Source organism: Acinetobacter sp. AB03, from assembly GCF_058107045.1.
In genome coordinates, this window is the sequence record NZ_JBUEBA010000002.1 from 1,327,913 (window position 1) to 1,353,015 (window position 25,103).

22 protein-coding genes are annotated in these 25,103 nt (G+C 41.6%); 15 read left to right on the forward strand and 7 right to left on the reverse strand.

Annotated features, from left to right (window positions below):
• The first annotated feature begins 89 nt into the window (after positions 1-89).
• Together ACY3FQ_RS06800 and ACY3FQ_RS06805 are read left to right on the forward strand one after the other, a co-directional pair.
• The gene (locus ACY3FQ_RS06800; protein ID WP_489773731.1) at positions 90-3,029 is read left to right on the forward strand and encodes an insulinase family protein; all 2,940 of its coding nucleotides are present in this window, start codon (positions 90-92) and stop codon (positions 3,027-3,029) included.
• Between the two features lie 17 nt (positions 3,030-3,046).
• Entirely contained in the window at positions 3,047-4,192 is a 1,146-nt protein-coding gene (locus tag ACY3FQ_RS06805; RefSeq protein ID WP_489773732.1) for a phospholipase A, read from the forward strand.
• Between the two features lie 61 nt (positions 4,193-4,253).
• On the opposite strand, the gene ACY3FQ_RS06810 is transcribed toward ACY3FQ_RS06805, so the two are convergent.
• Together ACY3FQ_RS06810 and ACY3FQ_RS06815 are read right to left on the reverse strand one after the other, a co-directional pair.
• Positions 4,254-5,603, reverse strand: coding sequence for a TrkH family potassium uptake protein (locus ACY3FQ_RS06810; RefSeq protein ID WP_489773733.1), 1,350 nt, complete (start codon positions 5,601-5,603; stop codon positions 4,254-4,256).
• Positions 5,600-6,253, reverse strand: coding sequence for a potassium channel family protein (locus tag ACY3FQ_RS06815; protein WP_126036928.1), 654 nt, complete (start codon positions 6,251-6,253; stop codon positions 5,600-5,602). Before ACY3FQ_RS06815 ends, ACY3FQ_RS06810 begins: the two co-directional genes overlap by 4 nt.
• A 150-nt stretch (positions 6,254-6,403) precedes the next feature.
• Here ACY3FQ_RS06815 and ACY3FQ_RS06820 point away from each other — a divergent pair, with 150 nt between their 5' ends.
• Positions 6,404-6,898, forward strand: a complete 495-nt coding sequence (locus tag ACY3FQ_RS06820; RefSeq protein ID WP_279666318.1) for a hypothetical protein — start codon at positions 6,404-6,406, stop codon at positions 6,896-6,898.
• A gap of 40 nt (positions 6,899-6,938) precedes the next feature.
• Here ACY3FQ_RS06820 and ilvA read toward each other — a convergent pair whose 3' ends face one another.
• The gene (ilvA, locus tag ACY3FQ_RS06825) at positions 6,939-8,477 is read right to left on the reverse strand and encodes a threonine ammonia-lyase, biosynthetic (RefSeq protein ID WP_004981822.1); all 1,539 of its coding nucleotides are present in this window, start codon (positions 8,475-8,477) and stop codon (positions 6,939-6,941) included.
• Positions 8,478-8,584: 107 nt separating this feature from the next.
• Here ilvA and rpiA point away from each other — a divergent pair, with 107 nt between their 5' ends.
• From rpiA to ACY3FQ_RS06865, 8 genes are all read left to right on the forward strand, one after another.
• The gene (rpiA, locus tag ACY3FQ_RS06830) at positions 8,585-9,256 is read left to right on the forward strand and encodes a ribose-5-phosphate isomerase RpiA (protein ID WP_263507058.1); all 672 of its coding nucleotides are present in this window, start codon (positions 8,585-8,587) and stop codon (positions 9,254-9,256) included.
• 128 nt (positions 9,257-9,384) lie between these two features.
• Positions 9,385-10,068, forward strand: a complete 684-nt coding sequence (locus tag ACY3FQ_RS06835; protein WP_263507059.1) for a YgjP family zinc-dependent metalloprotease — start codon at positions 9,385-9,387, stop codon at positions 10,066-10,068.
• A 259-nt stretch (positions 10,069-10,327) separates the two neighbouring features.
• Positions 10,328-11,362, forward strand: a complete 1,035-nt coding sequence (locus tag ACY3FQ_RS06840; protein WP_489773734.1) for a GGDEF domain-containing protein — start codon at positions 10,328-10,330, stop codon at positions 11,360-11,362.
• 107 nt (positions 11,363-11,469) lie between these two features.
• Positions 11,470-12,525, forward strand: a complete 1,056-nt coding sequence (gene argC, locus ACY3FQ_RS06845) for an N-acetyl-gamma-glutamyl-phosphate reductase (RefSeq protein ID WP_489774396.1) — start codon at positions 11,470-11,472, stop codon at positions 12,523-12,525.
• A gap of 79 nt (positions 12,526-12,604) precedes the next feature.
• Positions 12,605-13,351, forward strand: coding sequence for a DUF6776 family protein (locus tag ACY3FQ_RS06850; protein ID WP_489773735.1), 747 nt, complete (start codon positions 12,605-12,607; stop codon positions 13,349-13,351).
• 17 nt (positions 13,352-13,368) lie between these two features.
• Positions 13,369-13,785: an ATP-dependent Clp protease adapter ClpS gene (clpS, locus tag ACY3FQ_RS06855; protein WP_005401077.1), complete on the forward strand. Its 417-nt coding sequence runs from the start codon at positions 13,369-13,371 to the stop codon at positions 13,783-13,785.
• Positions 13,786-13,794: 9 nt separating this feature from the next.
• Positions 13,795-16,071, forward strand: a complete 2,277-nt coding sequence (gene clpA / locus ACY3FQ_RS06860) for an ATP-dependent Clp protease ATP-binding subunit ClpA (RefSeq protein ID WP_058951805.1) — start codon at positions 13,795-13,797, stop codon at positions 16,069-16,071.
• An 88-nt stretch (positions 16,072-16,159) separates the two neighbouring features.
• The gene (locus ACY3FQ_RS06865) at positions 16,160-16,513 is read left to right on the forward strand and encodes a YnfA family protein (protein WP_489773736.1); all 354 of its coding nucleotides are present in this window, start codon (positions 16,160-16,162) and stop codon (positions 16,511-16,513) included.
• 27 nt (positions 16,514-16,540) lie between these two features.
• On the opposite strand, the gene ACY3FQ_RS06870 is transcribed toward ACY3FQ_RS06865, so the two are convergent.
• The 3 genes from ACY3FQ_RS06870 to ACY3FQ_RS06880 all read right to left on the reverse strand — a co-directional run bounded on the left by ACY3FQ_RS06870 (position 16,541) and on the right by ACY3FQ_RS06880 (position 18,797).
• A complete protein-coding gene (locus ACY3FQ_RS06870) occupies positions 16,541-17,014 on the reverse strand; it encodes a hypothetical protein (protein WP_489773737.1) in 474 nt (157 codons plus the stop codon).
• Between the two features lie 90 nt (positions 17,015-17,104).
• A complete protein-coding gene (argF, locus tag ACY3FQ_RS06875) occupies positions 17,105-18,025 on the reverse strand; it encodes an ornithine carbamoyltransferase (protein ID WP_489773738.1) in 921 nt (306 codons plus the stop codon).
• Positions 18,026-18,146: 121 nt separating this feature from the next.
• Entirely contained in the window at positions 18,147-18,797 is a 651-nt protein-coding gene (locus tag ACY3FQ_RS06880) for a TetR/AcrR family transcriptional regulator (RefSeq protein WP_201703138.1), read from the reverse strand.
• A 246-nt stretch (positions 18,798-19,043) separates the two neighbouring features.
• On the opposite strand from ACY3FQ_RS06880, the gene prpB reads away from it, so the two are divergent.
• From prpB to ACY3FQ_RS06900, 4 genes are all read left to right on the forward strand, one after another.
• On the forward strand, positions 19,044-19,928 hold the full coding sequence (prpB, locus tag ACY3FQ_RS06885) for a methylisocitrate lyase (RefSeq protein ID WP_004696708.1): 885 nt from the start codon (positions 19,044-19,046) through the stop codon (positions 19,926-19,928).
• A 2-nt stretch (positions 19,929-19,930) separates the two neighbouring features.
• Positions 19,931-21,067, forward strand: coding sequence for a bifunctional 2-methylcitrate synthase/citrate synthase (prpC, locus tag ACY3FQ_RS06890; protein ID WP_004696709.1), 1,137 nt, complete (start codon positions 19,931-19,933; stop codon positions 21,065-21,067).
• A gap of 190 nt (positions 21,068-21,257) precedes the next feature.
• Positions 21,258-21,719 carry a DUF2147 domain-containing protein gene (locus ACY3FQ_RS06895; protein ID WP_489773739.1) on the forward strand — a complete coding sequence of 154 codons (462 nt, stop codon included), beginning with the start codon at positions 21,258-21,260 and terminating at the stop codon, positions 21,717-21,719.
• 268 nt (positions 21,720-21,987) lie between these two features.
• Complete coding sequence (locus ACY3FQ_RS06900) at positions 21,988-22,914, forward strand: alpha/beta hydrolase (RefSeq protein WP_489773740.1); 927 nt, start codon at positions 21,988-21,990, stop codon at positions 22,912-22,914.
• A 77-nt stretch (positions 22,915-22,991) separates the two neighbouring features.
• Here ACY3FQ_RS06900 and ACY3FQ_RS06905 read toward each other — a convergent pair whose 3' ends face one another.
• Complete coding sequence (locus tag ACY3FQ_RS06905) at positions 22,992-24,629, reverse strand: long-chain-fatty-acid--CoA ligase (RefSeq protein WP_489773741.1); 1,638 nt, start codon at positions 24,627-24,629, stop codon at positions 22,992-22,994.
• Between the last annotated feature and the right edge of the window lie 474 nt (positions 24,630-25,103).

The window sequence follows — 25,103 nt, forward strand, 5'->3', positions numbered from 1 at the left end:
CCAGCAAATTACTCGGGTTTTCAGCGTGAAATCTTTTGACAACTAAAGCTATAATGCAGGCAGTGTATTAATTATTGTTAGGAGATCACATGACTGTAGATGTCACTGAAACCATTTCTCAAACTGTACATCCTGCGTTTCAGTTGGTACGTCAACACCATGTTGAAGCTTTAGACATTTTAGTGTCTGAATATAAACATAAAGTCACTGGGGCAGTGCATTATCACTTGGCCACCAATCATGATGAAAATGTATTCTTGGTTGCATTTCGCACCCAACCTATGGATTCAAAAGGCGAAGCGCATATTTTAGAGCACACAGCACTGTGTGGTTCGGAAAAATTTCCTGTTCGTGATCCGTTCTTTTTAATGATTCGTCGTTCACTGAATACTTTTATGAACGCCTTTACTGCGGCGGACTGGACAGCGTATCCATTTGCGACTCAGAATAAAAAAGATTTCCAAAATTTACTTGAAGTATATTTAGATGCGGCTTTTGCAGCCAATTTGAATCCGTTGGATTTTGCCCAAGAAGGGATCCGCATTGAGCTTGAAAACGGTGAGCCTGTTTATAAAGGTGTGGTTTTCAACGAAATGAAAGGGGCTATGAGTTCGCCTTCAGACCAGTTGTATCATCAGTTAGCGCATCACTTATTTCCTGAAACCACTTACCACTACAACTCAGGTGGCGACCCTAAAGATATTCCGGACTTGACTTATCCTGAGTTAGTGGATTTCTACAAGTCACATTATCACCCAAGTAACGCAGTTTTCATGACCTTTGGTAATGAGCCTGCTTACAATCTACAAGAGCAGTTTGAAACTTTAGCCTTGGCGAAGTTTTCAAAAGGTGAAACGCTCTTTTCTAAAGAAGAGCGACGCCTGACTGCGCCGCTAGAAGTGACCGAAACCTATGCGGTAGATGCGGAAGATTTAAAAGACAAAACTTATCACATTATTTCGTGGTTATTGCCTAAAGCCAGCGAGATCAAACTACGCTTAGGTATGCGCCTAGTGGAAGGTGTACTGTTAGAAGATTCAGCTTCTCCGCTACGTCACTACTTAGAGACCTGTGATTATGCACAATCTACAGGCCCGATTATGGGTGTAGATGATTCTAACTATGAAATGACCTTCTACTGCGGTGTACAAGGTTCAAACCCAGAACATGCAGCTGAGTTTAAAGCAGGTGTGTTTAAAGTTTTGGAAGACGTTGCTGCAAAACCTGTTGATCAGAACATGGTGGATGCGATTTTACATCAAATTGAATTGCACCAACGTGAAATCAATGGCGACGGCATGCCTTATGGTCTAAGCCTGATTTTAAATGGTTTGGGCAGTGCGATTCACCACAGCGACCCAGTCACTGTATGGGATGTGGACTCAGCCATTGCTGCGGTAAAAGAAGAACTGAAAGATCCAATGTGGTTGTCAAACTTAATCAAAACCTATTTGATTGATAACCCACACCGTGTACAAATGACTTTGGTGCCTGATGCTAATAAATCTGCAGTGGAAGCAGCGGCAGAAAAAGCACGTTTAACCGAAATTGGTGCGCAGCTAACAGAAGCTGAAAAAGCAGAAATTGAAGCACAAACTGAAGCACTTAAAGTCCGCCAAGATACCCCTGATGACCTTAATCTTTTGCCGAAAGTGGGCTTGGAAGATGTGCCTGCTGAACTGCAAATTGTACAAGGGCAGTTGCGCGAGATTATCTCAAATCGTATCGATTATCCGTTGAATCTTTATCATGCTGGGACCAACGGTATTTACTATAACCAAGTGTTGATCGAAATTCCGCAAGATGTAGTGCAGTCACCTTACTTTAACTTGCTGTCTATTTTGATGGGTGAAGTCGGTGCAGGCCAGTATGACTATTTAGAACTACAACAACTGCAAACTGCGGTGAGTGGTGGTTTAGGTATGGGCGCCTCTTTACGTTCTCAAGTGAATGACAAAAATCAAATCAGTGCATGGTTAACGCTGACCACAAAATCGTTGGTGAGTAATTTTGACAGTATTGCTTTGTTGAAGTTGGCATTTGAACAACTTCGTTTTGACGAAAAAGATCGCATTGTTGAGTTATTGCAACAACGTAAAACCCGTTGGGCATCACGTCTTTCAGGTTCAGGCCACAGTTATGCTATGCAAATTGCGGGGCGTAACCACAGTGCTTTGGCAAAACGTGATTATCACAACACGGGCTTAGGTGCATTAAACTGGTTAGGCGATCTAGTCAGCCTTATTGAAAAAGATGCAGCAGCTTATGATGATTTGATCAATGAATTAAAAGTGATTCATTTAAAACTTTTACAAGCACCAAAACAGTTCTTACTGGTTTGTGAAGAACATCAGTCAGACCGTTTGGTTGAAGAAGTTCAAAATGTGTGGGACAAGTTAGCCATTCCTCAACACATTGTGAGTTTGAAAATGGCTGAGCAGATCGATACCGATGCAGATGAGGCGTGGTTAATTCAAGCCAATGTTCAATTCTGTTCATCGGCTTATCAAGCTGTTGAGGTGTCACATCCAGATGCTGCACCGCTGATGGTACTGGCAGCGTACTTGCGTAATGGTTTCTTACACAGTGCAATTCGTGAAAAAGGTGGGGCTTATGGTGGTGGCGCAAGCTATGACGGCAATGCATGTTCATTCCGCTTCTATAGCTATCGTGACCCGCGTTTGGCTGAAACCTTCAATGACTTTGAAGCCAGTGTGCAATGGTTGCTCAATACTGAGCAAAAGCCTCATCAGCTTGAAGAAGCAATTTTAGGTTTGATTGCGGGTATGGACAAACCAGGTTCACCAGCGGGTGAAGCGATTACGGCATGTTATGCACTTTTACATGCACGTACATCAGCCTTCCGTAAGCAGTTACGTAGCCGTCTTTTGGCTGTGAGTTTAGAGGACTTGCAACGTGTGGCGGTACAATACTTGCTTGAACAAAAACCAACGAAAGCCGTGGTTGCACCTATGGCGAAGCGTGATACTTTAATTGAGTTAGGTTTTAGTATTCAACAAGTTCAGTAAAACAATAAGAGGGTCATATGGCGTTCAAATCATTTGAGCGTTCAACTTTAGTACTGAGCATGACTGTGCTCAGTACTTTGGGTGTCGCTAAAACACATGCACAAATTTCCGAAGTACCTGCAACTCCTGCAACAGCCGAGGCATGTGTTGCATTAGCATCTAATGCAGACCGTTTGGCTTGTTATGATGCATTATTCAAAATTCCTGAAGCAGTAAAGCCGCGCATTGTTTCTGAGCAACGTGCAGCCATGGAAATTGCGCCAGAACCTGAAAATATCACAGGGAAGATTGCACAAGGTGTGAGCTCTGTTTTCGCTTCTGAAGGTCCTAAAATATCCCCGAATTTATCTTTAATGGATAGCCGTTGGGAGCTTTCACCCGAAAGTAAATTAGGGACTTGGAATATTCGTGCTTATCAACCTGTGTACTTAATGCCTGGTTTTTGGACGACAGATAAAAATGAACGTCCATCGAGCCCAAATGAAAACAATACTGTAAATGCCGATCGAGAGCAAAACCTGAAGTCGATGGAAGCGAAATTTCAACTGTCTTTAAAAACCAAAGCTGTGGAAAACCTATTTGGGGACAATGGCGATGTTTGGTTAGGTTATACCCAGTCTTCTCGTTGGCAGCTTTATAATAGTGATGAATCACGTCCGTTCCGTGAAACGAACTATGAGCCTGAAGCCAGTTTGGTTTTCCGTACCAATTATGAATTGTTGGGTTTAAATGGTCGCTTACTGGGATTAACTTTCAACCATCAGTCTAATGGTCGTTCCGATCCGCTGTCGCGTAGTTGGAACCGTGTCATGTTGAATGTGGGTTTTGAAAGAGACAACTTTGCGCTCATGCTGCGCCCTTGGTACCGTCTAGACGAAGATGCAGGTGATGATAATAACCCTGATATTAAGGATTATGTCGGACGGGGTGACTTAACAGCATTCTACCGTTGGAATGAACATGATTTTTCACTCATGCTTCGCCATAGTTTAAAAGGTGGCGATGATTCACGTGGTGCTGCACAGTTTGACTGGGCTTTCCCTATTTCAGGGAAGTTGCGTGGCCATTTGCAGTTATTTGATGGTTATGGCGAAAGCTTAATTGATTATAACCACCGAGCGACCTACGTAGGCTTGGGCGTGTCCTTAATGAATTGGTACTAATTTAGAGACATAAAAAAACCACGTATCAAACGTGGTTTTTTTATGTTTAAGTTTTAGTGTTTTAACCAATTTGAATATCGGCAGTTGGGTGCTTTAGACGGCTCTTTTTCGGCGTAGCTATCAGGTAGGCCAGCGTTAATGGACCTAAACGACCTGCAAACATCAAGAGCATCAGGATAAATAAACTTGCAGATTGAAGTTCACCCGTGATGCCACGTGACAAACCGACAGTACAAGCAGCGGAAATGGCTTCAAATAACAAATCCATAAACTGATGATTAGGTTCAATTAAAGATAAACTAAAGATGCCTAAGAAAATAAGTGCTGCGGTAATAGAGACAACAGCCATCGCCTTAAAAGAGGTTTTTTGAGAAACAGAGTGATTGAACACACGAATTTCATCTTCGCGTCGAAGGAAGCTAATCACGCTGAGTAAAACAATAATAAAAGTACCTACTTTAATCCCACCTGCGGTACTCATCGAGCCTCCCCCAATGAACATCAGTAACATGGTCACGAGGGTCGAGGCATCTTTCATTTGTGCCAAATCGAGGCTGTTAAAACCCGATGAACGAGGCACGGTGGCATGGAACCATGCATTTAAAGCTTGGTCACCTAAGCTCATTGGCGCTAAAGTGAGGGGATTGTTCGATTCAATTGCCCATAAAAGAACAAAAGCAATCAGGTTCAAGCCTGCAATGGTGGATAAAATCAGTTTGCTATTGGTACTTAAGCCTTTCCAACGTTTGCTGCGTTTAATGTCCATTAGCACCACAAAACCTGTCCCACCAATGATGTATAGCATACTGATGGTAAAGGTAATGAGATACTGGCCCGAGAAGCTCATTAGACTGTTGGGAAACAGTGAAAAGCCACCATTGTTAAATGCGGATACACTGTAAAAAGCCGCATAAAACAGAGCTTGATTGAAGTTGTAATCTTCTAACCATGCAATGGTCAAAATAACCGTGCCGATCGCTTCAAAAAATAAGGAATACAGCAGTACCCCTTTAATGGTGAAAGACACTTTGGATAAGCTGGTTTGACCAATGGTCTCTTGCGCCATGATTTGTTGCTTTAAACCGAGTTTGGTCGACAGACTCAGTGCGGCTAAAATTGCAAAAGTCATAAAGCCTAAGCCACCAATTTGAATCAGTAGCATGATGATGATTTTACCTGTTACGGTAAAAGTTTCACCGACATTCACCACAGACAGTCCCGTAATGGTGACTGCTGAGCTGGCGGTGAACAAAGAGTTAATCCAACTGAGTTCACCGTAGTGTGAAATGGGTAACTTTAATAATAGAGTCCCAATAATAATAAAGCTCAAAAAACCCAAAGCCAGCAGGCTGGGCGGGCTTAAATTAATGGTGCTGTTTTTGGGGGTTTGCCATTCTTTGACTTTTTTCATGATTTGAACCGTGCTGAAAGACGACGTAATGTTTCAACTAAACCTTCAACAACTAGAATATCACCCACTTGTAAAATTAAATTGGGGTCAATGCTGTACAAAACTTCTTTGCCACGTTTATGGAGTAATGTTTTCACATCAGGTGCTTGATCCATCAGTTGGCGGAAGCGAGTCCCTTGTAGTTTTTCATCAATTTCAATTTTGACGATATAGTGATTATCTTCAAGCGCCATATAGCGACTGACCATGGGGTAGCATAAAGACTGCGCAATCCGTACGCCCATGTCCTCTTCAGGGTGAATAATTTTACTAATCCCTAAATGGCTTAAAATCATATGGTGCGACTTTGATTTGGCTTTGACCCAAATTTTTTCAACCCCAATATTTTTGAGGTGCAGCACACACAAAATACTGGCTTCAATATTTTCACCAATTGCGACCACCACGGCATCGCAGTTTTTAATATTTAATTCATCGAGGACATGTTCATCTGTTGCGTCGGCGATGACAGCATGGGTCACCTGCTCAGAAATATTTTCAACATATTTTTTTTCACTATCGATACCAATGACATCATGTCCCAGTTCAATGAGTTGAGTTGCAACTGTGGCTCCAAAGCTTCCTAAACCAATCACTGCAAATTGTGCCATGTCATCTTTCCTTTAAATTTTTTTATACGTCGATTGTTAACGAATGTTGTGCCAAATTTCACAAGATGTCATCTTTATACAGACACGCTATTTTCGATCAACCGCGCTTTGCCTTATACCAATATATCACTCATCCAAAGGAGTATATAAATGCGGAAGACACTGTATGAATCCCTGAGGGTCGCGTTTCCAGAATTGAATGATACCGCAATTCCAGAAGAACAAGATGAGTTCGAGCACTTTGTACGTTGGTTGAATAGCTATTATTCAAACATTCAAAAAATAGAACTCGATGATTTTCGACAAAATGGTATTGATGAATGCCATCGATTTCAACAATTAGGTATTGACTTAGACGAGCTGAAAAACCAAATCAATGATGATATGGCGTCTTATTATCAAATGTATGACAGTGAGGAAGAAGAAACCTCAGACATGCATGGTTATGATTTTGAATTTAGTTTTGATGTCATTTTTAACCACATTAAAATTTTTATTGAGCCTTATGAACTCAGTTTACTGGTTATCGAGCGGGAGAATCCCTATTGGCTGTTGGTACCGCATAATGATGAACTGATCGACAGGATTATTGTCACGTATAACCACACGTTTGGTGATGAAGAGCCGATGCAGCTCATAGAATAAAACCGCCTCGAAGGGCGGTTTTATGTATGTATTGAATCTTTTATTTTAAGAAACGTTGATAACCTAGGTTATTGGTAATTTCTTCATATGGATACGAAATACTTTCTAAAGTTTCAATCAAACCATCTGGGTTTTGTTTCGCATCACTTGCTTCTAAACCGACGAGGACACGACCTTCCGCTGCACCGTGGTTACGGTAGTGGAATAGGGTAATGTTATGTGTAGGGCCAAGGCGTTCGAGGAACATTAACAGTGCACCTGGACGTTCAGGGAACTCAACACGGAACAAACGCTCATTTTCAAGGTCTGCATGCCCACCAATCAGATAGCGAATATGCAGTTTTGCTACTTCATCATCAGACAAGTCATCGACATCGAACTGAGTTTTGAGTGCTTCAAAAATATCATGACGCTCTTTTTCACCGCCTTTTAAGCTAATGCCGACAAAGACTTGCGCTGCACTGGCATCACTCGCACGGTAGTTAAACTCGGTGATATTACGGCCCTGTAGCGCTCGGCAGAAATTCAGGAATGAACCTTTTTTCTCTGGAATGGTCACAGCAAAAATAGCTTCTTTACGTTCACCCAATTCAGTGCGTTCTGCAATATAGCGTAAACGGTCAAAGTTCATGTTTGCACCACATACAATTGAGACGATGTTTTGCCCAATCAGCTCGTGAGTTTCAACATATTTTTTAATCCCTGCCAAGGCCATCGCACCCGATGGTTCAACGATGCTACGACATTCATCATAGGTGTCTTTAATGGCGGCACAAATTTCGTCGGTATTGACTAAAACCACTTCACGCTCAACAATCGGGCCTGAGTTATCCGACTTTTGTAGTTGAATCACTTCAAATGGTTTTTCACCAATCTGTGCCACAGCCGTACCGTCGGCAAATAAGCCGACTTGAGGCAGTACTACGCGTTCACCTGCTTCAAATGCGGCTTTTAAACAAGCAGATTCGTCATATTCAACAGGAATGACTTTGACATGTGGTGCAACATCGCCTAAGTAGGCTGCTACACCAGCAATTAAACCGCCACCACCAACAGCGACGAAGACATAGTCGACATCGCGCCATTGGCGCAAAATTTCATTGCCAATCGTGCCTTGACCTGCCATCACCAGTTCATCGTCATAGGGTGGAATAAAGCTCATACCATCTTCTGCAGCACGTTGAATTGCGTATTTGTTTGCAACATCAAAAGAGTCGCCATGGAGAACCACTTCACCGCCTAAGCGTTTGACTGCCTGAACTTTAATATCTGGGGTGGTTTTTGGCATCACAATAATGGCACGAATCCCGAGTTTTTTACCTGACAGTGCTACGCCTTGGGCATGGTTGCCAGCAGATGCGGTAATCACGCCACGTTCAAGTTGAGCTCTAGGAAGTTGGCTAATGCGGTTATAGGCACCGCGCAGCTTAAATGAAAAGACGGGTTGTAAGTCTTCGCGCTTAAAACGAATGTTGTTATTGAGTTTCTCACTAATTCGAGGTGCCGCTTCGAGTGGAGTTTCGATTGCAACATCGTAGACTGTTGCTTGTAATATTTGTCGAACCAAACGAGACAGCATGTTAATTTCCCATTTAACAGTTTAAAATAGAGGATCATTGTAACAAACCCCTGTACATTTGGGCTGTAAAATCAGCAACAAATGTCAAAAAATAGTTGAGCCAAATTATGAGTCTGTATGCTACCCAAGATGAAAAAAAGCAAGTTGCTGCAAAAGCTGCCTTAAAGCACTTACCTAAAGGTGGCATTTTAGGGGTGGGTACAGGCAGCACCGTGAATTTCTTAATTGAACTTTTACCAGAGCTTCAGCTTGAAGCAGCTGTGGCAAGTTCAGAAGCAACGGCTGAGCGTTTAAAGAGATTAGGCATTGAAGTGGTTGATATGAACTCTGTCGGCGGTTTAGATGCCTATGTCGATGGTGCAGACGAAATTGACCGTCATATGCATATGATCAAAGGCGGTGGCGCCGCACTTACTCGCGAGAAAATTGTGGCTTCAATTGCGAGAAAATTTGTTTGTATCGTAGATGATTCTAAGTGGGTTGATCAATTGGGGCGTGACTTCCCACTTCCGATTGAAGTGATTCCAATGGCTCGTTCAGCTGTGGCACGTAAAATTGTAGCGCTCGGTGGTGATCCTGCTTACCGTGAAGGCGTGGTGACGGATAACGGTAACGTGATTTTAGACGTCTATAACCTGAACATCTTAAATGCGCTTGAGCTTGAAAAAACCATTAACGACATTCCAGGTGTAGTGTGTAATGGTATTTTTGCAATCAATAAAGCAGATGTGGCAGTTGTTGCAACAGACAGCGGTATTGAAGAACGTACCGCTGTTTAATTTTAAATCTTCCCTAAGCCCTTCTTTGAAAAAGAGGGGCTAAAAGCAAAAACATTTTTATCTTATGTTTTTCTCCCTCCTTTCAAAAGGAGGGCCGGGGAGGATGATTCAATAAAAGAATAATATTAATGACCTTAGCAGACCTACCTGAAATTCAAATCACCCATCATGCACGTGCGACCCGGTTACGACTTCGTGTTGAACCAACTCAAATTCGTTTAACCGTGCCTAAATTTTGTAGCAAACGGCAAATTCAGGATTTTTTAAATCAATCTGAACAGTGGATGGTTGAAACGTGGCTGAAGCAACAAGCCAGTCTGCTACAGATAGCTCAAACCCTTCCCATAGAGTTGCGGTTATTTAATCGCCAAAATGCTTTAACGGTGAGCTATAAAACACAAAAAAATGCATATATTTTGGATGAGTACAATCACCAGCTTTGGATCAGTGACCGTCAGCCTGAAAGTTATTTAAAATCTTTTGTGATTGCATATGCCAAACAGCACTTGCCTGTTTATTTGCAACAGATTAGTCATGAAACTGGTTTAAAATTTGCACAATGTTCAATTCGCCAACCCAAGACCCGCTGGGGGAGTTGTAGTGCCAAACACGACATCATGCTTAACAGTGCTTTAGTGTTGTTTCCTGAAGCCATTACCCGTTATGTCTGTGTGCATGAACTCGCACATACGCAACATTTTGATCATAGTGCACGTTTTTGGGCGGAAGTTGCCAAATATGATGCCGCTTTTCAACAGCATCGAAAAACCTTAAAAACAACCGCATTGCCGTATTGGTGGACAAGCGCTTAAAGTTAATTTTACGTGCAGAATTTAAAAATAATTTCTTCTGATTGATTGAGCGTTAGCCAAAAAATGCTCTAAACTTCATGATCTAAGGTAAACATTCCTCAATTTCAGTCCAAAGACCTCAAATGTGAATTTTACAGATATCCACTATTTTATATTAATTGTTCCAGCTTGCCTGATTTTAATGGGAAGCTTGCTTTTAATATGTCATTTTGCTTTTAGGGCTCCCTCATATTTATTGTGGCTCGGGCTTGGATATATTGTGCCTTCGTTTTCTGTGGCGGCACAAAGTTTTATGTCGAATAAGCAGTTGGCTTTGTCGGCACCCATTTTAGGCAGTATGTATTTGTTTGGTGCATGGGCCAGCGCTTATGCCATGGGCTTAAGAAAGAATACCAATGCACGTCCATATTGGTGTCTTGCCTTGGTCGTGATGGCTTTATTTTCACTCAGTTATTATTCCTATGTAGATGATCAACTGTGGATCAGAATGCTGATTTTGAACATTTCAATTGCATTGGTTGAGTCTTTGGTTTTGTTTTCAATGTTTAAACATTATCAAGGGATTGATTTGCTCAATAAAATAGTCGACTTTTCCTACTTGTTTATTGTGCTGTATACCTTTGTTCGCGGAATCATTATTTTTCTCTTTTTAAGAAATATCGAAGCAGATATGCTAGCAAACTCAGTTTGGTGGCTGATGATGCTTGCTGCGAGCATTATCTTGAGTATGTGGTTTGCAATAGTGCTGCTCGGAACCTTGGTGCGCGATATTATCCATCAACTCAATGATGAGCGGCTAAGAGATCCGCTAACACATTTATTCAATCGACGTGGCTTTAACGAAGCCGCTAAACGAAAGTTGCATCAGCTCTCTAAACAGTCTTATTTCTTGCTCATGTGTGATATTGACCATTTTAAGAAAATTAATGACACCTATGGGCATTTGGTGGGTGATCAAATTTTACAACAAGTTGGGCAAATTATTGGGCAAAACGTCCGTGATCATGACTTAGTGGGGCGTTTTGGCGGGGAAGAGTTCATTGTCTTATTGCAAATTGATGACCCCACGCTGGCTTATAACATTGCCAATCGTATTCGTTTAGGTATTGCCGATGCACGATTATCCTCAAAAAGTATTGCCGTGACAGCAAGTTTTGGACTGGCTGCAGTACATCATTCCAACTTAAAATATGCCATACAAGCTGCCGATCAATTATTATATCAGGCGAAACATTCGGGACGAAATCAGATTGGTTTTGAGCCTGCACAGAGTATATTGGATGTGTCTCATTAGGTGTCGATAGCACTAAAAACGCATAAATTCCAAGTAAAACAGTTTAGAAAGCAGAAACTTCCTGTCATACTAGGCAGTTACGAAATGGACAGTTTAAGTTTGAGGTAATACACGTGATTTCAGTTGGTATTGTCGGCGGTACAGGTTATACAGGCGTTGAATTGTTGCGTCTTTTACTACGACACCCAAATGTGCAAGTAAGCGTATTAACATCGCGTACAGAAGACGGTCGCCGTGTAGATGATATGTTCCCAAGCCTACGTGGACATACCGAACTTAAATATTCAGATTTGAATATTGATGAACTGAAAAAATGTGATGTGGTGTTCTTTGCGACACCGCATGGCGTTGCCATGAAGCATGCTGAAGAGTTGGTGGCTGCAAATACTAAAGTGATTGACCTTGCCGCAGACTTTCGTTTACAAGATTTAGAACAGTTTGAAAAATGGTATGGTATGCAACATGCGTGCCCTGAACTGTTGAAAGACTCGGTTTATGGTTTGTCAGAATTAAACCGTGAGCAGATTAAAGAAGCCAATGTCATTGGTAACCCTGGTTGTTATCCAACGACAGTACAACTGGGTTTAGCGCCGTTATTTAAGCAAAACGACACATTAGTTAAACCTGAAAGTATTATTATTGATGCAAAATCGGGTGTGTCTGGTGCAGGCCGAAAAGCCAGCCTTGGGATGATCTATTCTGAAAATGCTGATAATTTCAAAGCCTATGGCGTTGCAGGTCACCGTCATCATCCTGAAATTGTGGAAGCGTTGGAAAATATTTCAGGCTTAAAAGAGGTATTTAACCACATTTTATTTGTCCCGCATTTGGTGCCAATGATTCGTGGCATGCTGAGCACGATTTATGTGGACTTAACCGATGCGGGTGAAGCTGCTGATTTGCAAAGTTTATATGAACAGTTTTATGCCAATGAAGCTTTTGTCGATGTGATGCCTGCGGGAAGTTCACCAGAGACGCGTTCTGTGCGGGGTGCAAATCAACTGCGTATTGCGCTGTATAAACCACAACCAAAAAAACTAGTGGTCATTTCAGTACAAGACAATTTGGTTAAAGGTGCAGCAGGTCAGGCCGTTCAAAACATGAACTTAATGTTTGAATTTGCTGAAACTGCAGGCTTAGACGGAATTGGTTTATTACCATAAAAAACGTTTTAGAACTTCACACACATTTAGATTTCGATTTAAATGTGTGTTTTGAATTGAATCAAAATAAGAGATGACGATGCCGAACACTGACACAAATATGACGTCACAACAGCCTGAACCTGCAAAGCCGTTTTTACAGACCAATAAGCCCTTGGCAATTGGTGCTGCAATATTGATGGTTGCAAGTGGACTATTGGGCTATACCGTCGGACATCGTCAAGGTTTAACGGTGGTAGGTTTTGATGCGGATGCTGAGCAACTGGTTGAAGTGGTACAAAAGCAAAAGACCAGTCTGGATGCTTTAAATAAAAACTACAATGTTGCTGTTCAGGAGCGTGACGTTGCTGTGACCAATTCAAATGAGCTGTATTTGTCGTTGCAAAAAGCTCTAGATCAACAAGCGCAATCTGAAACCACGGCTGTGATTTACCGTGAGGTTTTGCGTCAACGCGGCGGTATTCCACTGGCTGTGCAGCATATTGCGATTAAACCTTTGCCTGAAAATGCATTTGAATATCAACTCGATTTGGTTCAAGTCAGTCCATCTAAACGTGCAGCTTCAGGTACAGTTGAACTCCGACTCATTCGTGGTACAGAGGTTTTAGTTGTGCCTCTTGAAGACAAAAACTTTAACTTTGAAAACTATGAGCGTTTAACAGGGCGTTGGACGATGCCTAAAGGCTTTACGCCACAGTTTATCGAAGTCCGTTTAACAGGTAGCACACCAGTGACACGACGCTTTAGTTGGTCACGTGGTGAGGCCGTAGAAAGTCAATCTGCATTTGTCTCTGAAATCCCTCAGGCTGAGGCAAATGCACAATAATTGTGAATTGTAAGTTTATGGGTATCTCTAAGCGTTCAACGTGTTTAAATGAAATCAAGCAGTCTTTTCATGAATCTGGCTATGTCGACTGGCATATCAGCCCGCGCTTGAGCAATGATGAACCGAATGAAGAAGAAAATGGGGATGTCGCTGTCCAAACTGCGCCACCAGAACTTAAGCGTCCGCCACTCTATGCTGTCGTTTTAATGAACGATGACTACACCCCAATGGACTTTGTTATTGAAATTTTACAACAATACTTTGCTTTGAATCTTGACCAAGCCACTCAAGTAATGCTAACTGTACATTATGAAGGAAAAGGTGTTGCAGGCGTTTACCCGAGAGACATCGCGGAAACAAAAGCAAACCAAGTCAATAATTACGCTCGGTCTCAAGGTCATCCTTTACTTTGTCAGATTGAGCCGAAAGATTAAGGGGGTTCCATGCTCAGTCGTCAATTAGAAGTATCCTTACGTTTGGCTGTTAGTATGGCTCGACAAAAGAGACATGAATTCCTAACCGTTGAACATTTATTATTGGCTTTACTCGATAATGATTCGGCCGTAAATGCATTGAAAGCCTGTGGTGCAGATATTATTGTGCTTCGTAAAGAGCTTGAAGAATATGTAGAGCAGCACACTCCTAAGCTGGGCGAAAACAGTGACCAAGCTCCGCATCCAACTGAAAGTTTTGACCGTATCTTACAACGTGCAATTTTTCATGTGCAATCAAGCGGTGGTGATCGTACAGTTGAAGGTGCAGACATTTTAGTTGCAATGTACTCTGAACGTGACTCTTTTGCAGTCTACCTCTTGAAACGTCATCAAATTAACCGCTTAACTCTGACACAATACTTGGCCCACGGCACACGTAAAGATGAAGTGCAAGTGGAAGAAGAAATAGAAGATCTTGATGGTGAATCTGCTAGTTCAAGCAACGCAGGTCCTTTAGAGCTGTATACAACCAACTTAAATGTTGAGGCACAAAAGGGTAAAACAGATCCTTTAATTGGTCGTGAAAAAGAAATTGAACGTGCTGCGCAAATTCTATGCCGTCGCCGTAAAAATAACCCGTTATTGGTTGGTGATCCTGGCGTCGGTAAAACATCGATTGCTGAAGGTTTAGCTTGGCTCATTGTCAATGGTAAAGCGCCGAAACCATTGGCAAATGCTGAAGTGTATAGCTTGGACATTGGTGCTTTGGTAGCAGGAACCAAATACCGTGGTGACTTTGAAAAACGTTTAAAACAGCTTTTGAACGCATTGAAAAAGAAACCAGAAGCAGTTTTGTTTATTGATGAAATCCACATGATTATTGGTGCAGGCTCAAGTATGGGCAGCACAATGGATGCATCAAACTTGATTAAACCCGCTTTGGCCAATGGCTCATTGCGCTGCATTGGTTCAACCACATTCCAAGAATACCGCCAAGTCTTTGAAAAAGATCATGCATTGTCACGCCGTTTCCAAAAAATTGATGTCAATGAGCCATCTATTTCAGAAACGATTGATATTTTACGCGGTTTGAAGAGCAAGTTTGAAGATTTCCATCATGTTAAATATGATGACAAAGCTTTAATTTCTGCGGTTGAGCTGTCTGCGAAGTTCATTAATGACCGTTTCTTGCCGGATAAAGCCATTGATGTCATTGATGAAGCAGGGGCGCAACGTCGTCTGAAAGCTGAGCAAGATGACACCTTGATTACCGTGGAAAATATTGAAGATATCGTGTCGAAAATTGCACGTATTCCACCAAAAACTGTGTCTAAAGATGACAAGACCGTTCTTGAAAATCTTGAGCGTGATTTAAAACGTGTGGTCTTTGGTCAAGATGAAGCCATTGAAGCTTTAGGCTCAGCAATTAAACTGTCGCGTGCAGGCTTAAAATCGCCAGATAAGCCTGTGGGTAGTTTTGTTTTTGCAGGCCCAACTGGGGTAGGTAAAACAGAAGTCACCAAGCAGCTTGCGAAATTACTGGGTGTTGAGCTGGTTCGCTTCGATATGTCAGAGTATATGGAGCGCCATGCAGTTTCACGTTTGATTGGTGCGCCTCCAGGTTATGTCGGCTTTGACCAAGGTGGTCTGTTGACCGATGCGATTCATAAAAATCCGCACTGTGTATTATTGCTAGATGAGATTGAAAAAGCGCATCCAGACGTATTCAACTTATTGCTACAAATCATGGATCATGGTTCATTGACCGATAACAATGGTCGTAAATCAGACTTCCGTAATGTGGTATTGGTCTTGACCACAAATATTGGCGCAGAAAGTATTTCTCGCGTGAGTATTGGCTTCATGGATCAAGACAACAGTAATGATAACCAAGATGCGATGAAGAAAGCGTTTTCTCCAGAGTTCCGTAACCGTTTAGACAGCGTGATTCAGTTTAAAGCTTTACCAACGACAGTAATTGAAAATGTGGTGGATAAGTTCTTAACTGAACTACAAGCGCAACTGGATGAGAAAAAAGTCATTCTAGAAGTGGATCAAAGTGCGCGTGAGTGGATGGCTGAAAATGGCTATGACCGTTTAATGGGCGCTCGCCCAATGCAACGACTCATCCAAGAGCATTTGAAAAAACCACTGGCTGAAATGATTCTATTTGGTGAGCTTGCAGAACATGGTGGCAATGTTGCGGTCTCTGTGAAGAATGAAAATGGTAAAGCGGTGGGTCTAAAACTTGAAGTTTTTGAAGACCAAACGGCTGAACCTGCTTAAGAATTGCTACATAATAAAAAACCCGTGTTCGCACGGGTTTTTTATTGAAAAAAGTATTTAACAGTTAGAAGTAATAAAAGTAGGTTGCATGGATATTCAATTGACGAAAGTTTTAAGTACATTTGTACTGTTTTTGGTAACCGCTGTGATGGAAATATTAGGCTGTTATTTCCCTTATTTGATTTTAAATCAGGGAAGAAGTCATTGGTTGTGGATTCCTACAGCCTTAGCGCTAGGTACTTTTGTATGGTTGTTGACCTTACATCCGGCTGCTTCGGGACGTATTTATGCCGCTTATGGCGGAATTTATATTTTTACCGCATTGCTATGGTTGCGTTATGTCGATCAAGTTTATTTATCCCGTTGGGACATAATGGGTGGGGCAGTGGTATTAATTGGTGCGGCCATGATTATCTTACAACCGCAAGGATTGGTTCGCTAAAGTAGAGAACCAATCGCTAGAAAGGTACTATTTGATACCACAATCTTTTTGCTTTAATTCTAAATCGTAGCTATTTTTCTCAGAGATGAGCTGTAATTTTACAATGTAGGGGTTATGGCGTTGATATTGATGCTCGAAGAAAATATTGCAGTTTTGCACAACATTCTTTTTAATCACTTTTTGAACTTCTTTCGCACCCAAATCCTGTTCAAACTGCGCAAAATCAGGGGTAATGATCAAGCCTTTAAGCTCGGTACGGTCTGCATATAGATTAAATTGTTCAATGATGGTGTTGTTATCAATTTCAATTGGGAGAGTTCGTGAGTCTTCTGCGGTTAATACAGTTAAAATCTCGTTCAGAGTTTCAGGCTGTTTAATTTTAAAATTTGCATCAATAATTTGTTTGGACTGTAAGTAGTCATCAAATTCTGAGGCTTGAACCTGAAAAAATGTAGAGCTTAGAATTGTAGCAAGGCACAGGCCAGTTTTTTTGAAATGCATGGAAAGTGTCGCTTATAAAAATTATGTTCCAATTATAGCTTTGCCCGTATAAAAAAAGCACCCTTAGGTGCTTTTCGTTGGAAAAATTACTTAATCTTTCTTGGTATTTTCATTGATTAAAAACTCAATCAATGCTTTTTGTGCATGTAAGCGGTTTTCAGCTTCATCCCAAACCACGGCATTTTTATGGTCGAGCATCTTTTCAGAAATTTCTTCGCCGCGATGTGCTGGTAAACAATGCATAAATAAACAATCAGGATGAGCAAGATCCATAAGACGTTCATTTACTTGATAGTCTGCAAACGCAGCTTCACGAATTTTTTGCTCTTCTTCTTGGCCCATGCTTGCCCATACATCGGTCACGATAAGGTCTGCATTTACGGCAGCATCTTCAGCTGAGTTAACTAGTTCAGCACAATGCGCAAATTCACTTAAAAATTCTACTTTGGGTTCATAACCTTTAGGCGCAGCAATTTTTAACTTAAAGCCCCACATATGCGCAGCTTCGATATATGAATTACACATGTTGTTGCCATCACCAATCCAGGCTACAGTTTTGCCTGCAATGGGCCCACGGTGTTCAACAAAAGTTTGAACATCTGCAAGTAGTTGGCAAGGGTGGTGATCATCGGTTAAAGCATTAATCACAGGAACTTTTGAATAAGAGGCAAAACGTTCAACGATGTCATGTCCAAAAGTACGGATCATCACAATATCCAACATGCTTGAAATCACGCGTGCTGAATCTTCAATCGGTTCACCACGACCCAATTGGGTGTCTCGTGGAGAGAGGAAAATTGCACTGCCACCAAACTGGCTCATGCCTGCTTCGAACGATACACGGGTACGAGTGCTCGATTTTTCAAAAATCATACCCATGACTTTACCAACAAACGGTTGGAAGACTTCGCTGTTGTGCTGTTTACGTTTTAGTTCGATACCGCGTTGCACAACTTGGTTCAGTTCTAAAGTAGATAAATCGCGTAAGGTAAGAAAGTGACGTTGAGCCATTGTTACTCCACAATAATTGCTGAAAACCGAAATAGGTATAGAACAACAATTAGTTGTTGGTTGGTGAAAAGAAAAAAGAGAGTCGATTAATATACTATATGCAAAGGAAATTGCAAAAAAACTAGACTTTTTGATGACCTGCTAAGAAACGATCTACACAATAATGAACATATTCTAGATTTTCTTGTTCATTTTCTTCAACATAGATGTTCATGAGTACTCGCCACTCTAACTCGCGCACAATGCCAAAAAAAAGCTGGGCAGAATAATTTGGATGTTCACATCGAATAATGCCTATTTCATCTGCTTTGCTTAAAACACAAGCCACGGCATCTTCAATATGTTTAGGCCCTTGTTTGTGAATATGAAAGGCTAACTGTGGATTACGTTGTACTTGTTCCATAATGAGTCTTAAAAAAGAGGCATTTTCTGGAAGCACAAGATGCGTTTGAATATTTAAAATAGTTTGTATTAAATAAACGCGCAAATTGTCCTTAGTGAAATCAAAAGGCATACAAATATCTTTAAAAAACAGTTCACGACGGTAGTCGCAAATTGCTGTAAAAAGACCGTCTTTATTTCCAAAATATTTGTAAATCGATGCTTTTGAACCACCCGCATGATTGACAATATCATCGAGTGAAACCGCATCGTAGCCATGTTGCAAAAACAACTCGTTTGCACTTAATAAAAATGCAAGACAGCGTTCATGACCTCGTTTTGTGTGAGGTATGTCACGTGTAAGGGGTTCTAGTTGAACTGAGTCGTGCATATAACTAACAACAGCCTAATAAATGTGGATCTCTGGTTGCTATCATAGCAAAAATATGCACACATTGTTGTTTTGGGGCTTATCTGTTTACCACTAAAGCCCAATGCATGGAAGAAAATTACACAATAAAAACGTGAACCATGGGACTAAAGTTTTAGAGTGATCATTCTAAAATGTCATAGCCAATTCAGTCATTATGGCTATACTCAAAACTCGAAAATTAAAGTAAATGCCGTGGAAAGGACGATGACAGAACAAAGATCTGCAGGCTTAAGATTTAGACAAGCACTGGAAGTGGAAAAACCATTACAAATTATCGGTACAGTCAATGCTTATGCAGCAATGATGGCGAAACAGGTGGGCTACAAGGCCATCTACCTTTCGGGTGCTGGTGTAGCCAACTACTCTTATGGATTGCCTGACTTAGGCATGACCAGTCTGGATAATGTTTTGGAAGATGTACGCCGCATTACCGAACGTGTAGACACCCCGTTACTGGTCGATATCGACACCGGTTGGGGTGGGGCATTTAACATTGCCCGCACTGTGAAACAAATGATTGCCGCAGGGGCAGCCGCAGTGCACATCGAAGACCAAGTAGCACAAAAACGCTGTGGCCACCGCCCAAATAAAGAAATCGTCACCCAACAAGAAATGGTTGACCGCGTAAAAGCCGCAGTTGATGCCAAAACCGATGCAAACTTTGTGGTGATGGCACGTACCGATGCCCTACAAAAAGAAGGCCTACAAGCGGTAATTGATCGTGCCTGTGCTTGTGTAGAAGCCGGTGCCGATGCGATCTTTGCTGAAGCAATGACTGACATTACCATGTACAAAACCGTCTGCGATGCAGTCGGTGTTCCAGTACTGGCGAACATCACCGAATTTGGCGATACCCCATACTACACCAAAGAACAACTGGCAGAACAAGGCATCTCGATGGTGCTGTATCCACTGTCACCGACCCGTGCCATGCAAAAGGCAGCACTGGAAGTCATGCATGCCATTCGCAATGACGGTACCCAAGTCAACGTCCTCGACAAAATGCAACAGCGCAAAGAACTCTACGAATTTCTCGATTACCACACCTTTGAAAACACATTAGACAAGCTGTTTAAACAGGAGAATTAAAAATGGCTGAAGGAAAAGTCCTCACAGGCGCAGGATTGCGCGGACAAGTCGCAGGAAAGACAGCACTATCAACCGTAGGCAAAAGCGGAGCAGGTCTAACCTACCGTGGTTATGACGTACAAGACTTAGCTGAAAACTGCCAGTTTGAAGAAGTGGCCTACCTGATCTTCTTTGGTGAACTACCAACAGCAGCACAGCTCACCGCTTACAAGGCTAAACTTAAATCACTGCGCCAACTGCCACAAGCACTTAAAGAAGTCCTTGAGCGTATCCCAGCAGATTCACACCCAATGGATGTGATGCGCACGGGCGTATCGATGCTGGGCAACCTAGAAACAGAACAATCTTTTGCAGAACAGCAAGATGTTGCAGACCGCATTCTTGCAACCCTTCCAGCAATCATTTGCTACTGGTACCGCTTTAGCCATGATGGCGTACGCATTGAAGAAAACACCGATGACGACTCAATCGGTGCTCAATTCTTACACCTGCTGCGTGGTGAAAAGCCAAATGAACTGCATGAACAAGTGATGAACGTATCACTGATCCTTTATGCAGAGCATGAATTCAACGCATCGACTTTCACCGCACGTGTATGCGCATCAACATTATCGGATATGCATTCATGTATTACCGGTGCAATTGGTTCACTACGTGGTCCATTGCACGGTGGAGCAAACGAAGCTGCGATGGAAATGATTGAAAACTGGACGTCACCTGAAGAAGCTGAGCGAGAAATGCTGGGCAAATTGGAACGTAAAGAAAAGATCATGGGCTTTGGACATGCAATCTACAAAGACAATGACCCACGTAATGGCATCATTAAAATCTGGTCTGAACGCTTAGCGAAAGACGTGGGTGACACGGTTCTTTATCCAGTATCAGTACGTTGTGAAGAAGTGATGTGGCGTGAGAAGAAACTATTCTGTAACGCAGACTTCTTCCATGCATCGGCTTACCACTTCATGGATATTGCGACCAAACTATTCACACCAATCTTCGTGATGAGCCGTGTGACAGGTTGGGCAGCACATGTGATGGAACAACGTGCAGACAATCGTATTATTCGCCCAAGTGCGGACTATACGGGTCCTGAACTGCGTAAAGTGGTGCCGATTGAAGAACGTTCAGCGGCTTAATATAAAGCTCTGATACATTATTAAAAAAAGCCTCTTCGGAGGCTTTTTTTATATGCAATTTTTTTGTTGATTTTTCTCAGGGGTTAATTCATATAAATATTTAATTTTAATGAAATAATAGATAATTAAAAGAAAAGAATTGCTATAATCGCGACCGTTTATTTCTTCATTTTTTATTGTAATTTACTTTATGAAACATAAGTTTTTGTGTGCATCAGCACTGTTTTTGGGGTTGTCTCATTCTGCTTTCGCCATGCCATTTGACCCACTTATTGGAACATGGAAAGTGATTGATGATCGGACAGGGTATTATATTTCAGATATTGTGATTCGTAAGAATTCTAAAACATCGCAATATAGCGCAGTGGTGACCAAGTACTATCCTTTGGCTGGAGCGCCTGTGAGTGATGTATGTAGTAAGTGTCAGGGTGGGCTTAAGGATAAACCGATTTTTGGTATGCAAGTGCTGAATGGCTTAATGGGTGATGTAACAGGTCAAAAATTCGCAAAAGGCCAATGGCTGAATCCTCAAGATGGTCGTGTGTATAACATCAATACTGCGCTGCTCAATGCAGGTAAAGATCAGATGAAGGTACAGGCCTCAGCAAAAGATGCGAAAGGTTTGAGCAACATGACATGGAAAAAGCTTTAAGTCTTTTGATTGTGTCGATAAAGTCATTGCACTTTCATAGTGCGGTGGCTTTTTTATGGATGAAAAAGCTGGAAGGGTATTTGCTAGACTTGTTGAATCCGTATAAAAAAGAAAAATTGCATTTCGGAGTGCATAGTCAAAGTAAATGTAGTCTATTCAATCGATGAGATGTACGCCCTGAAGAGAGATGATTAAGATTTGCTTAATTGATAATGATAACTATTATTATGTGTTAAGCTTCGGCATCTCATGGCTGTGTAGAGGGAAAATGACTCATCTTTATAGAAAGACTTTTACTACTGTGCTTTCGCGAATTTTTGGCTCGTTGTTGATTTTGGGTGCCAGTTTAAGTATTTATGCGAAACCTGAAATGAAACCTTTACCTGCCAATATTGCTGAAGTGGGGTCTGAGTATTACGATTTCAAAATTAAAGAGTTTGCATCCAAAGACCTACAAAAAACATATAAAGTGTGGTTAGGTATTCCAAAGACAGTACAGAAGACGCAGAACGCGTATGCATCGGTCTTTATGCTAGATGGGAACGCTGCGATGTCCCATCTGAATGAAGAAATACTTAAGTCTTTGTATGCAAATGATGCCCCTGTATTGGTTGCCATTGGTTATAAAACCAATTTGCCATTTGCCACAGCTTTTCGTTCACTCGACTATACTCCAGCAGATTTATTGACTGGGAAACCCGCCCAAGACCCAAGAAATCCAGAGCGGATGAGCGGGGGAAGTGCTGATTTTAGAAATGTGATTTTGAAGGATATCGCCCCTTGGGTTGAGCAGAATGTAAAGTTGGATGCGCAAAAAAGAGCGTTATGGGGGCATTCCTATGGCGGGCTTTTTGTGCTTGATAGCTTGCTCGATGGGCGTTATTTCAGCCATTTTTTTGCTGCAAGTCCATCACTTTCTTGGGCAGGTGAGCGCATGATGCAAAAAATTAGAGCCGTAAAATTAGTCAAAGAGCCACAAAAACATGTATGGCTGATGGAAGGTGATCTTTTAATACATACTGGTGCACAGCAAAGCGCTAATTTTGATGCAAATGGCATCAATAAAAATAGAGAAATTTTGTCTATATTCGATCAGCAGGGCGTAGAGTCTAAATTTTTAATCTATCCAAATCTAAAGCATGGTGAGGTGTTTAAAGCATCTTTATTGGATGTGCTTTCAAATAAATTGTATTGATGGTATTTAAATTATCCGAACATAACGAACATAAATAAAAGCCTGACCATATGATCAGGCTTTTATTTTACACAACCTTAAACAGGATTTTGTTCCAGTAGTACTTGGCCATATTGGGCGCGGAGTTCACGTTTTAGCATTTTACCCGTACCGCTCAGTGGAATACTGTCGACAAAGATCACACGGTCAGGGATCTGCCATTTCGCAATTTTGTCCGTATAGTAGTCTAAGACACCTTGTTCAGTGACCGTGCTATCGGGTTTCTTCACAGCGATGACAATAGGACGCTCATCCCATTTTGGATGTTCGGCCGCAATAACGGCTGCCATAAGAATGTCTGAATGTCCCATCGCAAGGTTTTCAAGTTCAACCGATGAAATCCATTCGCCGCCAGACTTAATTAAATCTTTAGAGCGGTCACTGATGCATAAGAAGCCGTCTTCATCTAAGGTTGCAATATCACCTGTGTCAAACCAGCCATCGGTCGTGAGTGCAGAGTCATCTTTGCCAAAGTAACTGTCAATAATCCAGTGCCCTTTAATTTGTAGATTTCCAATCTGCTCACCATCGCGGGCAATTTCATGGCTGCCTTTTTCTTCATCGGTAAGACGTAAATCCACGCCAAAAGGCGGACGGCCTTGAGATAGTCGCAGCTGGAAACGCTCTTGTTCAGAGAGCTGTTGATGTTTGGCTTTAAGCTGGTTGGCAGAACCGAGTGGGCTGGTTTCGGTCATGCCCCATGCATGGATGGTGTCGCAGTTATAGTCATTTTTAAAGGCCGCTAACATGGATGGTGGACATGCAGAACCACCGACAACGTTACGGTTCATACTTGCCAGTTGACTGCCTGTTTGTTTAGCTGCTGCCAGTAAACCTTGCCAAATTGTGGGTACACCCAAAGCCACAGTGACTTTATACGTATCAATCATGTTCACTAAACTTGGCCCATCTAAGCCTGGCCCTGGTAATACAACGGTACAACCGACCATAGCTGCTGCATAAGGTGTACCCCAAGCATTGACATGGAACATTGGCACTACAGGCAACATAATGTCATTTGCAGACAGATTAAGAGAGTCAGGTAGGCTGATGGCAAAACTATGCAATATGGTAGAGCGGTGGCTATATAGCACACCTTTTGGATTTCCCGTTGTGCCTGAGGTATAGCACAAAGAGCTTGCGGTTTGCTCATCAAAGCTTGGCCATGTGAATTGTTCAGACTCTTTGCTGACCAAGTCATCATAAAATTTCACATCGGCAATTTTTTCTGTAATAGCGTCATCTGCAGCATCTAAACAAATAAAGTGCTCTACATGGGGTAAATGGGCTTTCACCGCAGCAATGAGTGGCGCAAAGGTTTTATCAAATAACACCACACGGTCTTGGGCATCATTGATAATAAAAATCAGTTGTTCTGGAAATAAACGTGGGTTGATGGTATGGCAAATATAGCCACTGCCAGAGATCGCATACCAAGATTCTAGGTGACGATAATTGTTCCATGCGATGGTCGCCACGCGGTCACTTTGTGAAAGTCGTAAGCCTTTGAGTACATTGGCAAATCGCTTAGAGTTGGCTGCTACTTTGGCCCAGTTGGTTTCAGTGATACTGCCGTCTGTATTTTTAGAAATAATAGCTGTATCCGCATGGTAGCGTTCTGCGTGATCAATAAGATTGCTAATTAATAGCGGTTGAAACATCATACGTCCAAGCATGTATAAATATCCTTATCGTTGCTTTTTTATCAAACTCTTTATTGGTTGCTCGAAACATCTGTTTTGAGCATTGATTGTATTTTTATCCTAGCTTGATCCAAATTTAAATCAAGCATTGTTTCATTCTCAGCCGCATTTTTAAAAGCGATGTGAAGCAGAACGATAAGTAAATAAAAAGCATCATTTAAAAAAGTAAATGACCATTTATCACTTTATGTTGTTATTCGACAAAAGGCACTTGAAATTTATAAAAAGTATGTTTAAAACTGTGTATAGCTCATGAGATATGAGTTGTGGGTATTTCAGGAAGATATACCTATTTTAAGAAGCGAATTTTTAAAAAATCATTTACAGGAGTTAAAAATGCTTCAGTTGTTTAAAAAATTATTTTGCATCCACGTTTATGAATATGAACAAATGACTGAAATAGGGGAGCATATGGAATGCCGAAAGTGCGGTGATTCTAAAACCGAC

Excerpts from the sequence above, each read along its gene's own strand:
- ACY3FQ_RS06800 (WP_489773731.1), top strand. The coding sequence starts at position 90 with ATGACTGTAGATGTCACTGAAACCATTTCTCAAACTGTACATCCTGCG.
- ACY3FQ_RS06805 (WP_489773732.1), top strand. The coding sequence starts at position 3,047 with ATGGCGTTCAAATCATTTGAGCGTTCAACTTTAGTACTGAGCATGACT.
- ACY3FQ_RS06810 (WP_489773733.1), bottom strand. The coding sequence starts at position 5,603 with ATGAAAAAAGTCAAAGAATGGCAAACCCCCAAAAACAGCACCATTAAT.
- ACY3FQ_RS06815 (WP_126036928.1), bottom strand. The coding sequence starts at position 6,253 with ATGGCACAATTTGCAGTGATTGGTTTAGGAAGCTTTGGAGCCACAGTT.
- ACY3FQ_RS06820 (WP_279666318.1), top strand. The coding sequence starts at position 6,404 with ATGCGGAAGACACTGTATGAATCCCTGAGGGTCGCGTTTCCAGAATTG.
- ilvA (WP_004981822.1), bottom strand. The coding sequence starts at position 8,477 with ATGCTGTCTCGTTTGGTTCGACAAATATTACAAGCAACAGTCTACGAT.
- rpiA (WP_263507058.1), top strand. The coding sequence starts at position 8,585 with ATGAGTCTGTATGCTACCCAAGATGAAAAAAAGCAAGTTGCTGCAAAA.
- ACY3FQ_RS06835 (WP_263507059.1), top strand. The coding sequence starts at position 9,385 with ATGACCTTAGCAGACCTACCTGAAATTCAAATCACCCATCATGCACGT.
- ACY3FQ_RS06850 (WP_489773735.1), top strand. The coding sequence starts at position 12,605 with ATGCCGAACACTGACACAAATATGACGTCACAACAGCCTGAACCTGCA.
- clpS (WP_005401077.1), top strand. The coding sequence starts at position 13,369 with ATGGGTATCTCTAAGCGTTCAACGTGTTTAAATGAAATCAAGCAGTCT.
- clpA (WP_058951805.1), top strand. The coding sequence starts at position 13,795 with ATGCTCAGTCGTCAATTAGAAGTATCCTTACGTTTGGCTGTTAGTATG.
- ACY3FQ_RS06865 (WP_489773736.1), top strand. The coding sequence starts at position 16,160 with ATGGATATTCAATTGACGAAAGTTTTAAGTACATTTGTACTGTTTTTG.
- ACY3FQ_RS06870 (WP_489773737.1), bottom strand. The coding sequence starts at position 17,014 with ATGCATTTCAAAAAAACTGGCCTGTGCCTTGCTACAATTCTAAGCTCT.
- argF (WP_489773738.1), bottom strand. The coding sequence starts at position 18,025 with ATGGCTCAACGTCACTTTCTTACCTTACGCGATTTATCTACTTTAGAA.
- ACY3FQ_RS06880 (WP_201703138.1), bottom strand. The coding sequence starts at position 18,797 with ATGCACGACTCAGTTCAACTAGAACCCCTTACACGTGACATACCTCAC.
- prpB (WP_004696708.1), top strand. The coding sequence starts at position 19,044 with ATGACAGAACAAAGATCTGCAGGCTTAAGATTTAGACAAGCACTGGAA.
- prpC (WP_004696709.1), top strand. The coding sequence starts at position 19,931 with ATGGCTGAAGGAAAAGTCCTCACAGGCGCAGGATTGCGCGGACAAGTC.
- ACY3FQ_RS06895 (WP_489773739.1), top strand. The coding sequence starts at position 21,258 with ATGAAACATAAGTTTTTGTGTGCATCAGCACTGTTTTTGGGGTTGTCT.
- ACY3FQ_RS06900 (WP_489773740.1), top strand. The coding sequence starts at position 21,988 with ATGACTCATCTTTATAGAAAGACTTTTACTACTGTGCTTTCGCGAATT.
- ACY3FQ_RS06905 (WP_489773741.1), bottom strand. The coding sequence starts at position 24,629 with ATGCTTGGACGTATGATGTTTCAACCGCTATTAATTAGCAATCTTATT.